Source organism: Rhizobium herbae, from assembly GCF_017873135.1.
GTDB lineage: Bacteria > Pseudomonadota > Alphaproteobacteria > Rhizobiales > Rhizobiaceae > Pararhizobium > Pararhizobium herbae.
In genome coordinates this window covers 36,902-50,357 of record NZ_JAGGJV010000007.1, presented here as the reverse complement: position 1 = coordinate 50,357, position 13,456 = coordinate 36,902, and the positions used below count along the sequence as shown (strand labels likewise).

General features: G+C 58.4%; 9 protein-coding genes. 3 read left to right on the top strand and 6 right to left on the bottom strand.

Annotation, left to right across the window (positions count from 1 at the left end; all coding sequences use genetic code 11):
- The first annotated feature begins 173 nt into the window (after nucleotides 1–173).
- Nucleotides 174–1,058: a hypothetical protein gene (locus J2Z75_RS19140; protein WP_234937449.1), complete on the top strand. Its 885-nt coding sequence runs from the start codon at nucleotides 174–176 to the stop codon at nucleotides 1,056–1,058.
- A gap of 143 nt (nucleotides 1,059–1,201) precedes the next feature.
- Here J2Z75_RS19140 and J2Z75_RS19135 read toward each other — a convergent pair whose 3' ends face one another.
- From J2Z75_RS19135 to J2Z75_RS19125, 3 genes are all read right to left on the bottom strand, one after another.
- Complete coding sequence (locus tag J2Z75_RS19135; protein ID WP_209854377.1) at nucleotides 1,202–2,725, bottom strand: hypothetical protein; 1,524 nt, start codon at nucleotides 2,723–2,725, stop codon at nucleotides 1,202–1,204.
- Nucleotides 2,726–2,785: 60 nt separating this feature from the next.
- Nucleotides 2,786–3,832, bottom strand: coding sequence for a glycoside hydrolase family 5 protein (locus J2Z75_RS19130; protein ID WP_234937448.1), 1,047 nt, complete (start codon nucleotides 3,830–3,832; stop codon nucleotides 2,786–2,788).
- A gap of 95 nt (nucleotides 3,833–3,927) precedes the next feature.
- Entirely contained in the window at nucleotides 3,928–6,078 is a 2,151-nt protein-coding gene (locus tag J2Z75_RS19125) for a GumC family protein (RefSeq protein ID WP_209854376.1), read from the bottom strand.
- Between the two features lie 231 nt (nucleotides 6,079–6,309).
- Between J2Z75_RS19125 and J2Z75_RS19120 the strand changes: the two genes are divergently transcribed.
- Both J2Z75_RS19120 and J2Z75_RS19115 read left to right on the top strand, forming a co-directional pair.
- Nucleotides 6,310–7,707 (top strand): lipopolysaccharide biosynthesis protein, encoded by a 1,398-nt coding sequence (locus J2Z75_RS19120; protein ID WP_209854375.1) that lies wholly within the window; start codon nucleotides 6,310–6,312, stop codon nucleotides 7,705–7,707.
- A gap of 10 nt (nucleotides 7,708–7,717) precedes the next feature.
- Nucleotides 7,718–8,812, top strand: a complete 1,095-nt coding sequence (locus J2Z75_RS19115; protein ID WP_209854374.1) for a glycosyltransferase family 4 protein — start codon at nucleotides 7,718–7,720, stop codon at nucleotides 8,810–8,812.
- Here the strand turns inward: J2Z75_RS19115 and J2Z75_RS19110 are convergent.
- The 3 genes from J2Z75_RS19110 to J2Z75_RS19100 form a co-directional block, all read right to left on the bottom strand.
- Nucleotides 8,798–10,282: a glucosamine inositolphosphorylceramide transferase family protein gene (locus J2Z75_RS19110; RefSeq protein WP_209854373.1), complete on the bottom strand. Its 1,485-nt coding sequence runs from the start codon at nucleotides 10,280–10,282 to the stop codon at nucleotides 8,798–8,800. The two genes, J2Z75_RS19115 and J2Z75_RS19110, sit on opposite strands and share 15 nt — an antisense overlap.
- A gap of 318 nt (nucleotides 10,283–10,600) precedes the next feature.
- The gene (locus tag J2Z75_RS19105; protein ID WP_209854372.1) at nucleotides 10,601–10,816 is read right to left on the bottom strand and encodes a hypothetical protein; all 216 of its coding nucleotides are present in this window, start codon (nucleotides 10,814–10,816) and stop codon (nucleotides 10,601–10,603) included.
- Nucleotides 10,817–11,160: 344 nt separating this feature from the next.
- Entirely contained in the window at nucleotides 11,161–13,242 is a 2,082-nt protein-coding gene (locus tag J2Z75_RS19100) for a carboxy terminal-processing peptidase (protein WP_209854371.1), read from the bottom strand.
- Nucleotides 13,243–13,456: the final 214 nt, after the last annotated feature.

The window sequence follows — 13,456 nt, the reverse complement described above, 5'->3', positions numbered from 1 at the left end:
ATCCCTTGCCATTTGAGGCACTCGCATTTCAGTCGACGGCCGACGCAGTGAGTATTGTCCCGAACCGAACGTCCGCAAAAGGAACTACGGCAAAATTTGCCAACAACGGCACGGTAGCAAAAGTTGGATCATGCAGAAAATGCCACTTTGTCAATAATATTTCGGAGTTGAACATGGCTGTTTTAGGAGCATTCCCCGCAGGCCTCGTCTGTCGACCGATTCATGAAGATGATTGGGAAGGCGTCGTCGAATGTCTTAGCAGAGGCTTTCCGCAACGTCACCGGAGCCATTGGGTGAGGGCTCTGGCCCGTATGGCACAACGGTCTGCCGTCGCCGATTTCCCGCAGTATGGATTCGTTCTGGCCATGGAGGGGCGGATCGTCGGTGTTTTGCTGGCGCTCTACTACTCCCGACAAGGGCGGGAGGGCGAAGAAATCCGCTGCAATCTTTCAAGCTGGGCTGTCGATGAGGAATTTCGACCCTATGCGGGAAAGATGGTCACTACGGCTCTCAGACGAAAGAATGTGACCTATATCAACGTTTCACCAGCGCCCGAAACGATCAAGATCAACGAAGCACTCGGTTTCCGTCGCTACTCCAACGGGCAGTTTGCCTTCTTGCCCGCCTTGGGGTCGGTTCGACAACCGTACCGCGTGCTTGAAGTTCGGCCCAATCTCCCCGAATTGACGATGCTGTCTGACAGCGAACGAGGCATACTCCTGGAGCATTCTGCGCTCGGTTGCCGTTCGTTGATTTGTGTTTGCGACGGAACAGCTTTCCCTTTCGTGTTTATGACGCGCCGCGTGTTTCATGGTCTCGTTCCATGTGGTCAGGTCATCTATTGCCGTTCCGCTTTGGCACTGGGCCAGTGCGCGGGCGCAATCGGGCGCTTTCTTCTTCGAAGAGGAATCCTGCTTTGTGTCGTCGATGCCAACGAGCCGGTCCCCGGCCTGGCGGGCCGGTACTTTAGGGAGAGTGGACCGAAGTACTTCAAAGGTCCGAAACCGCCTTCACTTGGAGACCTTGCATTCACCGAACTGGTCATATTTGGCTCGTGAATGCAGAAGGGGCAGGCAGTCGCCCCTGAAGAATGGACAGCCTTATGCGGGATGGACTGGGACGTAGCCTCGGGCAGTGTTCTTCACCGCAAACGGCGCGCGGCGATCGGTGCGGTGAGCAAGATCCTCGGCTGTTGCCCAGCTCAGTCAGGTATGTGGCTTCTTGCCGTCGCCGCTTCGCGCCAACGCGTACCCAACGAGATGCCGACAAGGAGCAGACAAAAGCCGAGAGCAAGAGGTGAGAAGAACGCCTCCTCTTGCAATACGGCATTGGCCGAGACCGTGACGATGATAACAAAGGCAAACAGGAAGTCGGGTTCACCCGTCTCTATCAGCTGCCTGCGCGCCGTTGCGGCGAGCGCCGCCAGAAAACCGAAGAAGGCGAAACTGCCGATCCCCATTTGGTAGAGCATAACGCCGACGGCACTTTCGACGGGGATCGAGGCAACTCCCTCTCCCTGAGCTCGATCCCAATCAAGATTGAGGCTGGTGCTGGACAGGTTACCACCCAGCCCTAGTCCTTGTCCAAATGGATTGGACAGAAATTCTCGAACACCCGCAATCAGGCCGAGAACATGATAGTCACCATGCGTTGCACCATAGACAACTGCCACCGTCGTCCAGCTCACAGCCAGTGCTATCACGGCCGTGAGGGCCAGTTCGGCTCGGGACGGCCGGTAGATCAGCCGGGCGCCGAGCGCGACGACCAGCATGAATGTGGCGCCCTTTGAGCCGACCACAAGAAGCAGAGGCAATGCAGCGATGGGCAGCAGCCAGCGCCCCTTGAAGAGAAGCCAGGCCGACATGATGCTCAAGCCATATGCGTAGCTGATCGGATGAAAGTTCGGGCCGCCGTTCCGGAAGATGGGGGGGAGCAGGTCGCTGAAAAACCGCGTATTGAAGAAGGTCGTCATCATTGTATCCTCAAGGCCGCGCAGTACGAAGCCCGTTTCCCTCAGCGCCTTTTCCCATACGCCAGCCTCAATCTGTTCCTTGAGGCCACGTTGAATGTAAAGGTCACCATGGAAGAGGCTGAGGAAGTCCATCCTGAAGATCTGCTCCAGATAGCCGTAAACGATCGCACCGACGCAGAGCCAAAATATGCTTTTACGCAAGTCGAGGGGATAGAGGCTGGCGGCCAGGACCGCGATGTGGAAACAGGCCAACGGCGTGATCGTATTGCGGAAATAGATGACGGCGTCCTTGGGACCTCCGTTGAGGACCCCCAGGGCGAAATAGAAACAGACCGTTCCGCATAGGACGAAATTGAAGAGCAACCAGGGGCGCAAGTCGGTCAGGGCGCGCACGCGATATTGAAACGAAGCCACCAGGAAAATGCCAAAAGCGGTCATCAGGATGACGAAATTGGCACCACGCAGTGCGTCGAACGTATTGTCATCGGGTACGAAAGGAGTGAACCAGGCGACCACAAGGTTTTGGTACAGAAAGGCGCACGCGATAATAACGGGGATGCTCGCAGGCAGCGCGATTGAAAGGATCAATGTCAGCAAGAAGGTTGCAGCGATCCCGAACGGAGTCCAGACGGCAAAGGCCGAAACGGCCGCGACGACGGCGAGAAAAGCAACGCACAGGTCAAAGAGAGCGTCGGTGTGCATCAAACTCGGATCTCTTGCGCCGAACCTGATCGGCGCCCCGGTGGTGCTCATTTCCGGCCTCGTTCGATCTGCGCAAAGGGCTGTGCGGGGCGGCGATATCTTTCGTGCATGTCAGCCCCCGCCATCAGTTCCGAACAGGGCAGCGATCATCGAGTTGTCGAACCCTTCGGTGCTCTGTCGGCTCTGAATGACGCCGAACCCCTGATCGAGCTCCCAATAGGTCCAGCCGATCTGGTTCGCCTCGGCCGCCTGACGCACGGCGCGGACCCAGGACGTGCGGCTTTCGGCATCCACGCAGAAATTGAGCACGCCGAACTCGTTCAAAATCACCGGGCAGTCGTGTGCCGCAGACCAGCGCCCCAGGCCGGCAAACTCGGACGCGATCGCCGCTTCCGTCCACGGAGTCGACAATTGCTCTTCGATCATGGCCGCGGCCTGCTCATCTCCGGCCGCCCGCAGCTCGGCGATACGCTCGAGGACGAGCGGCATTTCCTTCGTTGCCGGAAAAGGCAGGTTGGCGATACGCGCAAGCGGCGATGAGATGTCCCAGGTCTGACATTGATGCGTGAAGGCCATCGGCGCATAAAAATGGATGGCAGCGATCTGGTTGTCGTCGGCAAGGGGCGGCGTATCGCCGATCTCCCAGATTCCTTGATAGGGAGCGGGCCCCCATATCAGCGTGTGAAGCGGACATTTGGATCGCAAGTTTTCGGCAAGCTTGTCCCGCAAGGGGAGCCACGCCGTGTTTTCCATGGGCGGCTCGTTCAGGAGTTCCGGATAAACGGAGCTTGCCGGCAGATCGGCAATGACGTCGCGAAGAATCGTCCAGGCCTGGATCGTCCTCTCGGCTCCGGTATCGAAATCGTCTCGCAAAGCCGTGTGAAGATCGATGGACGGATGCATGTCCACGATAACGTCAAAGCCCTGCTGGACGAGTGTCGTCACTCCATCATGGATAAGACGGAGTCCGGCGGTATCGCCTGCCGATATGAGAGTATCGTTTACCGGCAACCGAACCGTCTCGAAGCCTGCTTGGCGGAGTTTTTCAAGCACCGCCTCGCTCGGAGCAAGTCCATCCTTGCGGTCTAGCCAGCCCGGCAGATTGAAACCGCGTGACGGAACGGCCCGCCCGCTCGCCGCCTGTGCCAAACCTGACATGGGACGGGAAAGCGCCGCCAAGAGTGAACCACCTGCAAGCGCGAGAGCGTGTCGGCGTGTCATGGTCGTCGATTGGCATCTGCTATTTGCAAGCATCATCGACCACGCTTCTCAACGACGCTGCGGCTCCGCTCGCCGTCCCCGGTCGACTGGACATACCGCGCTACCTGGTTTTCGGTTGCCCCTATTCCCTCGGGCGCGATGACAAGCGTGGCGCTTCGCTGGATCTGGTCAGCACCGAGATGTTTCCGCAACAGGCTGGCGGCTTCAGACGCCTCCTCCGATGGACCGAGCACAAATAGCATGAGGTCAACGTCCGCGAAAAGCTGAGGATTCCAGCCGCTGTCGGTGACGGAAGGACCCATCATGAGTACGAAATCGAACGCCCCGGCGTCGGCCAGAATACCATCTATGGTAAAGCGATTACGGGGTTCCCCTCCCCTGCTCGTCACGGGATTGTAGACGACAGTTTGGAGGCCGCTAGCCCCATTGACGAACACGCCGGTACCGGGGCGCGCCGAACCGTCGAATTCGACCATAAGCACCTTCTGGTCGGCCTGTTGGAAGCCTATTCCGATCATCACACCCGCAAGTTTTGCTTCGAAAGGGTTGCGTATCGAGGATACCAAAAGCACATAGGGCTTGGGGTGCTCGGTCAGGTGGAGAATTATCCGCCGCACGAGCTGCAGCAGGTCGCGCGAGAAGGCCTCGCTCCCGGCTTGAAAAAACCGCCTTCTGATCGCCCTGATGCTTGAATGCGCCCCGGAGCCCGCGCGTGCGGGCAAGCGGTACTCTCCAAAGTTGACGGGTGCGGGTTCCGGCTGCGATAGCATAGTTCCGCTGTCTTTTTGCGTTTCAATCGCCTGCAGGCGTCCCCTTGGAGGGGGGGGCGAGCCATCTTTTGGTTGATGAATCGGCCCGCTCACCAAGGCAAGACCACATCCGGCGATAAGGCCCAGAACAGCACTTACCGGCAAGAGCAGAAACGGCTTCGGCCACGTCGGTTGCACCGGAGGAGCGGCCATGCTGATCACCCGCGCCTCGGGGAGCTGGAGACCCCGCAACTGCGACGTTTCCTCGGCGCGTTTCAAGACATCGTCGAGTACGGCGCGGGCAGCCTGTGCTGTCGCTTCCAGTCGCCGCAATTGCACCTGCGCGGCATCCGAGTTCTTCGACTGCTGGCGTAATGCATCAAGCTTCGCTTGAAGCGTCGTGACATTTTGTACCGCCAGATCATATTTTGCGTTCAACTCCCGGGTTATGCGTTTCGCCTCTACAGCCATGAGCCCCTTGGTTCTTTCCAATTCGGACTGGAGTCGCCGGATCACCGGATGGCGGGGTTGGTACACGGTTTCGTTATTGGCAAGCTCCGCTGCGCGCTTATTATAATCGTCGCGTAGCTTTTCGGTCGTGCTGGACGAAAGTATTTCCGAGAGTTTGCTAAGATCGGCTGGTAAAGTACCCGCCGCCAGCGCCTGATCATACTTGTCCTTTGCCCTGTCGGCGTCGCCCCGCGCAGCGATCAATTGGTCCGATACCTGATCGATCTGAGATTGCAGTGTGCCTCCGGCTGTAGCGTCCAGGATCTGATGCTTGATTTTGAAATCACCAACCGTGCGCTCAGCATCGCTGGCGTTTTTCTGAAGGCCGCTGATCTTATCGGCAAGCAGCGAATTCACATCGCTATTCGCGGTTTCTCTTTCTCCGGAAAGGCCCGCTCTGTAGCGGTCAACGATGGCATTGGCGATGCGTGCGGCCTTGTCGGAAAACTCGGACATAAAGCTGACATTGATGACATAGGTCAGTCCCGCCCGCTCCACCGAGACCCGGCGTTGAAAGCGCTTGAAGATGGAATCTTTCTCGAGGGTTCCGGATGACCACAGGAACGACAGGAGGCCGCGATTCGAAAATTCGGGATCGTTTTCGATACCCTGGCTTTCCAAGACCTCCATCAGCAAATCGCGTGATTCAATAACGAAGACCTGGCTGGCGATCGCAGCGCTGTCAGTCCCGATTCCGGGAAGGACGCTGTTGAAATCGGTCGCGTGTGAATCGCGTGGATCGATCAATATCGAGGCCGTTGCCGTATAGCTCGGCTTCGTCACGGCAAGATAAAGAAGCGCCAGCAGCAGCACCGCCCCGACGCTTGCCAGCACCATCGTTCGACGTTGCCAAAGGATGTTCCAGACGGCACCCAAATCGAACAACGGCGGAAGGGTGCGCTCATCAAGGCTAAATGGCTTCATCCTTTTCCTCTCCGCAACCGCGGGTTCCAGGTCGTCCACCTCAGTATTGGCGATTATCGTTAGCCATCCGTTAATATTGCAGCCATAGGTCGCGCGATCTGCGTGGCCGCCAGTAACCATGCCGCGAGTTCGTGGTGGCGCGACCACGTGCTTTTGCGTTATTTAGAGACATGTTGCACTGCAGGGTTCTCGGCCGCCGAGCCGGAATCAGTTCATCTCAGGATTGCAAAATTGGGTGACAATATAAGCGACCACGAGATCTCGCTCGCCAGACCGACCAGCCCTGCAGCCGGCGGGCGCTTGTCTGTCGGTGCGCTGGCCAAAAGCGGCGCTATTGCAGGTTTCATCAAGATTGCCAGCGCGGGTCTGTCGTTCCTCATGTTCGTGGCGGTGGCAACGGTGACCGACGTGCGGCAATTCGGCCTTTACAGCGCCGTCTATGCCGGTGCCAGTCTTGTCTCCTTCTTCTCCCTGGTGGGCCAGCACAGCACGGTGCTGCGGTTTTGGCCCCAATATGCCGGAAACGACGATCTCAACTCGGCGAATGGCCTGATGGCCCGCGCCATTCTTGTTGCGCTGGCCGGACTTGCCGTTTTCAGCCTGCTTGTCATGGCGTTTGGTTTTCTGCCGCTCATTGGCCGGGACGTACCGGAATGGCGGTCGCTCTGTGCGGCCGCTGCCGTTCTGGCCTTCGCACTTGGCTGGTCGGAATTCACGTCATGCGCTTTCCGCGCTAAAAACAAGCTCGTGACCGGCCTGCTGCCGCGCGACATCATATGGCGCGCGGCGACCATAGCGGTTTTTATCGCAATTCGCTTCACGCATGTCGAGATGAGTGCCGTCGCGGCGACCTACCTGACGGCCGGACTACTGCTCCTTTCGATCGTTCCGCAAACCGTACTCTTGCTGCGCGACACAGCCCGCGCCAAGCGCGGCCCGCTCAGCGAAAAACAGAAGGAAGAGTTCAAGATCGTGACGCTTGGCCTTTGGGGCGTCACTGCGCTGCCGCCCGCGCTCGGTCAGGCGACGACGCTGCTTGTTGCCGCAATCCTCGGACCCGAAGCTGCCGGCGCCATCTTCGTTGCCGACCGGACCATGCGGCTCGTGGTACTGGCTCTCAACGGAATCAATCAAGCGCTTGCGCCGCAGATATCAAATGCCTTTTACAGCGGCGACAGGTCACATGTGCAGCGCATCACCAGCCTCGCTGCCCTGGGCGGATTTGCCATCGCCCTTTGCGTGCTGGCGACATTTGTAATTTTCGGAAATCTGATCCTGTCAATCTTCGATCCTGCTTATGCCACGCCAACAATGCACGCGACACTGATCATCTTCGGCATTGGCGCAACGGTGGGAACTGGCTGCGGCCCGACCGAAATCCTTCTGCAATTGACCGGCCTGCAGCATGCGCTTTTCAAACTGCTCATTGTCGTCAACACTCTGGGTCTCGGGGCGACGGTGGCACTAACCTATCTTTTTGGACCCATCGGCGCTGCGCTCAGCATCGCGGGCACAATCATCGTATGGTGTGTGATCGCGGTCTCCATCGCCCGGCGAAGAATAGGTATCAACCCGTCAATCTTTGGCCTCCTCGCCGGGAAAGACGAACTCGTCGCCCGCACGTCTTGAGAGGCCGCACGTGAAAATCGTCCAAGTGCAGACACAGGCGGAAGCCGCAGGTTCGCAACGCATTTCCGACATGGTGGGTGAAGGGTTGCGTGCCCGCGGCCACGAGGTTCGGACCGTGTTCATGTACCGGAAGACCGACGTCTACGACGGCGATCCTCATACTGATTTCATTCTCCCCGAGCCACCAAGGGGATTACCGGGACAGGCACGGGCAGCCGTTGGGCTCGCGGGTTATTTACGCAGAACGCGGCCGGATGCAGTCATTACCTTCCAACACTATGGCAATATCTTTGGCACGATCGGCGCACGGCTGGCGGGCGTCCGGCCGATCGTCGCGAACCAGAGCGGAGCGCCGCAGACCAAGGGGGTCAGGGGGGTACTCACGCAGATCGATACGCTGATGGGTACGCTCGGACTTTACCACGCAAATGTCGTCAACTCAGCCTGGACCGAAGCGCAGTTCGATCGCTACCCGCAAGCCTATCGCAAGCGGATTCAGCGGATCGATCATGGCGTTGCCGCGCCTTTGGAAAAATTCGACAAGACGGCGGCCCGCGTCGCATTCGACCTGCCCCCGCAAGCATGGCTTGCCATCTCGTCCGGCCGACTGTCGCCTTCAAAGAACCAGATCGCACTTGTCGGTGCGCTTGCTCACTTGCCCGACATCCATCTGGCAATCGCCGGCACGGGGCCAGAGTGGGACGCGCTTGTCTCCTTTGCCACAAGCCGAAACGTGGCGGATCGCTTGCATCTGGTGGGCGAGGTCCCTCCATCGCGCATTTTCGAGTTTCTGGCGGCGGGCGATGCCTACGCATTTTCCTCAACAACGGAAACCTTCGGCCTCGCCGCTGTTGAGGCCGCCATTTCCGGACTGCCGATCGTATCGAGCAACCTTACCGTATTGCAGGAAGTCCTGACGACGGAGGACGGCGAACCCGCCGCGCTCTTCGTCGAGGCTGACGCTCGGGGTGTCGCCGAGGGGCTTGCCAGCATTATCGCCAAGCCGGAGCTGGGCGCCAGGCTTGCGGCGGCGGGGCGGCGGCTCAAGGAGCAGTACTCGCCTGCAAGGATGTGTGCCGGCTACGAGGCGTTACTTGTTTCCTGAGCCCTTTCGCACCGCCGCGATCCCATCGATCACTTCCAGTCTGCCCGAACGATTCAGAGTATGGATACGCGGATAGGGCCAATCACCATCCGCCACAATTGACCGGGGCTGCGAGAGACGCACTGTCTGCATGTCCAGTGTCAGCAATTCGCAGAGCCCGAGGCCCCCGCCATAACCAAGTGTCCCGTCCTGAACCGGCAGGAAGATGCGACGTTCTCGGTCATGAACGAAAGCGCCTCCTGGGCGCGCCATGCGGCGGTCAATGAGGATAGGGTTCAGCGGATGCGGCTTCCAAGGCCCGGTAAGCGCCGGAGCGTAGAAGACCACAAGAGTATCAGAGGTGCTGCCATAGCCGTCACGGTTGGTGGCAAAGAGCCAAAGCAGGCCCTCATGCTCGAGAAGCGTCGCATCGGAGATCTCGCCCTCGATGAGCACGCTCTCTGTGGTCCAGCGGTCCGGAAATCCGACAGCCCGGTAGAGTGTGAGCTTGCCGCCAGAGCTTGCCTCGGGAAGCATCCAGATCGCGCCATCGCGCTCGAACACCTGCGGATATGAAAGATGGTGCGGCTCCTCCAGCACGACGCGCGGTTCTTGAGGGGTTCCGTGGGAATCGAACGGCACAACGGAAATGACCGCCTTGCCGGCTGCATGGACATAATCTTCAACGAACATGAAGAAGCGGCCCTGCCACTGGAAAGGAAAAGGATCCGCATAGAAGCGATCGCCGGAATCCGGCAAAACCGACCAATCAGACCCGAGCCGGCCTGTTTCAGCCACTCCAGGTGCATCGGTGAAACGGTAGCCGACACGCCAATGTGCGTGACGGAAGCGTATACGCCGAAAGGCCTCCCGGCCGAGCCGCGGCAGGGATTTCGCCAAATAGGCGGCAGCGAACCGCATTGCCGTGCCCTTGCCGTTCTGGGTCGTTTCAAGCGCGCGCTCCTCACCAGTGAGCCGACCTTCGGTAAAGGCATGAACCACTGAAACAGCCAACGTTATCGCGCGGGCGAGGACATCCTCGATGCCAAACGCCGCGGATTCCCGCTTGTCAATCATCGGCCACGCCCGCCCCACCACGGTCGTTTGATTAAGAACGGCCTCGATCACCGGCAAATTCCCCGCCGCCACCGCCAAGGCGGCCGACAGGTCGAAACGGGACCCGTCGAAGGTAAGCAGGATAGTGGGGACGTCTGACGGCGCGGCATCGCCCGTAAGATCCAGCCGCAAGGCCGCGACACGGCTGCGCGGGCTCGCCGGAATTTCCGGTTGGGGAGACGCAAGACCCGGAGCTGTTCGGCGAAAGAGACACCGTTCAAGAGCGAAAGTTATGTTCACCGCAGCGGGCCAGGTCGGTGAGCCAGGCTGGTGCAGCACGGCGACATCATATCCCTCCGCCTGAAGCCGGTCGATCACCATCCCCTGCCAACGGCGAGGAGCGGATCGCGGAACGATGATATCGATCGGTGGCATGGCGCTTCCCATCCGCGGTTGCATCACGCGGGCTTCAGAGGCTAGAGAGGTTATGATTTGGCCAAAAAGCTTACATTCGGGTTACACTTGAAGTCCGACCACGAAGCGAGCGCGCGTGATTCTGGCCAGCTATCTCCGCTCTCGTAGACAAGCATCGGGCGCCCGGCGGTTGCCTGCGATCAGATATCGGGGGTCCGTCAATCTGCCCGTCCGGACTTTCCTGTGAGGCTCCAGCACCAGACCGCGAATGCGTCTTCCAGAACGCGGCCTTCGGGGGGCTTTTATCAAACCCGGATGGCCTTTACGGGGCTGGACTGTTCAGTGGGCACTCGTCTTGAGGCGGCCGTTTCGCAGCGACGATCCAGACCCGCTTTCCAGCACCTGGGGTTTCGTGGCTTTGACGGTTCCTTGAGCCCGCGCCGTCGATTGTGCCTCGATCAGCGCCATTTCGATAAGGTATACGAGCAGTGCGTTGCCATCGCGATCGGCAAGCACTTTTGCCGCGGTGAGCAGGTCGGAAATGCGGTTCTCCATGGCAGGCTCCGTTTTGATCGTATGAGTCAATCCAATCACCGATAGGTAGATTGTACTTTAGTGCTACAACCATGGATTTTTGGTAAACGATCATTTCCCACTTTGATACATGAAGTGCTGTTGCGTTTCGGCGCGGCTGTGAAGCGAGTTGCTTTATCCGGCTGCCCCCACCAAACCCTGTGACAATCTGCGTCCGTTGAGTGTACTCGGCCGCAGCCTTAAGCGGGCACCTCCGGAGCACGAAAAGCCTGCCGCGTGAGGGGGAGCAGGGCGAGATGTCTTCGGGTTTGAAATCTGCAAGGCGATGTCATGTTGTTTCCTCAACGCCCGGACAAGGCGGCTGCCTATTGCATTCCTTCCAGCAAATCCGCCTCATCGGCAAGAATGGCGGCGGCCTCATTGAGCAAAACATCTTTTGCATTCTTGCGGGCATTTTCAATGGCAATATCAGCGCTCAGGCTGCGCTCGTTTGCCTGCAGGCCATCATCTCCACCAAGATCCAAACCATCGTTTATTTGTGCTCGCGCCTTGAGACGCGCTTTTCGAGCAGCTAGTTCGTTTCGACGTTCGGTTAGATTGAGGGAGATAATGCCTTTCTCCCGCTGCGCTTTCAGCTCGGCAACGTCTTCCACGAAGCGTTGAAAATCACGATCGTTTCGCACCCGGGCATCATGGAGACTTCGCAGTTTCGGCAGAAAAGCCGCCATATTATCGGTAGGTGCATAGTTTACAGGCTTGATCTGCGTCCACGGCAAAGCGTTGTCATAGCTTGCTTCACCAAAGCTCTTCGGGTCCGAAAGGCCCGGCAAGCTGATATCAGGCGTCACGCCGCGCAGCTGCGTCGTACCGCCGTTTACACGGAAAAACTGGGCGATCGTCAATTTCAGCTCGCCGAATTTCGGCTTGCTGTTGTGGGCAGCCTTGTCAAGATTGACCACAGTTTGCACGGTGCCCTTGCCAAAACTGGGCTCGCCGACGATCACGCCGCGACCGTAGTCCTGTATCGCTGCGGCAAAAATCTCGGAAGCCGACGCCGAACCGCGATTGATCAAAACACCAACCGGACCTGTCCAAGCAGGCGTGGGAAGATCATCCCTTCCGACCTCTACCCTACCGTCAGCACCGCGTTGCTGAACCACCGGGCCCTTGCCGACGAACAGACCTGTCAATTCAATCGCCTCGGTCAATGACCCGCCGCCATTGTCGCGCAAATCGATCACAACCCCATCGACATCGTCTTGCTTCAGTTCACCGAGAAGCTTGGCGACATCGCGGCTTGCACTTCTGTAGTCCGGGTCGCCTTTCCGCCGCGCTTCGAAATCTTCATAAAACGCTGGCAGGGTAATTGCTCCGATTTTGCGCGTTGCCTTGCCATCCTTTATGGACAGGATGGTCTTCCTCGCGGCCTGTTTTTCGAGGCTTATCTTATCGCGCGTCAGGCTGATGAGACGATGGCTGCCATCTGGCCCGACATCCGCCGGCAGGATGTCCAAGCGGACGACAGAATCTTTTTTCCCTCGTATCATTTGTACGATTTCATCAAGGCGCGTGCCCACCACTTCCTTTACCGGGCCGTCCTTGCCTTGACCGACACCGGTAATGCGGTCTCCGACCGCCAGCTTGCCGGACAATTGCGCCGGGCCACCCGGCACGAGTTCACGGATCGTCGTGTAGTCGTCGCGCTCCTGCAAGACCGCCCCGATACCAACCAGTGACAGCTTCATGGAAATATCGAACTCAGCCGCCGCCCTTGCGCCGAAATAGTCGGTGTGCGGGTCAACCGACGTCGTATAGGCATCCATGAACGATTGGAAAACGTCGTCGCTCTTGTACTTGAAAGCGCGCTCGAGGGAATTTTGATAACGCCTGTCGAGCGTATCGCGAATAACCGCGTCAGTTTTGCCCGCCAGTTTCAGCCGCAGCCAGTCGCCTTTGACGCGTTTGCGCCAGAGATCATCGCTTTCGCCTTCAGATTGCGGCCAAGGGGCTTCGTCACGCAACAAGGAATAGGATTCCCGCACACTGAAATCGAAGTTCTGCTTGAGCAAGTTGCGCGCATATTTCATACGGCCGACGACACGCTGCTCATACACGTTGAAAATTGAAAACGGGATCCGCAGGTCCTCCCGTTTGATGGCATCGTCAATCTTGGTGCTGTTCGTCATGAACTTGTCGATGTCCGCCTGAAGGAACAGCACTCGGTCCGGATCCAGGGACTTGATGAACCGGGTCATAATCTTTGCAGACAAGGCATCATCGAGCGGAACGGGCTTGTAGCCGAAACGGGTCAGAAATTGCGCGCTCAAACGAGCGGCTTGCGCCTGTTGCCGTAGTGGCGCCAAAACGGGCGGCGATCCGACTTCCAGAGCATACGCGGATGGTGCGATTGCCAGGAACATACCGAACAAGGCGTATTGTATGCGCATTCAGCTGTGATCCAATTCTTAATGTCATGTCGTTGATGAGTGACGTTGGTGGAACAATTATGATTCTTTGGCAACTGTGTCGGCAGCACCATGACGCGCATTCTGGCTCCGTTCACGATGCCATATGTCGCCGGTAAATGCGCGCTTGATTCGATGGCGGAAACCACGGCCTGCGAGGTGTATCCGCCTGGAATCGAAACGACCATTGTCATGC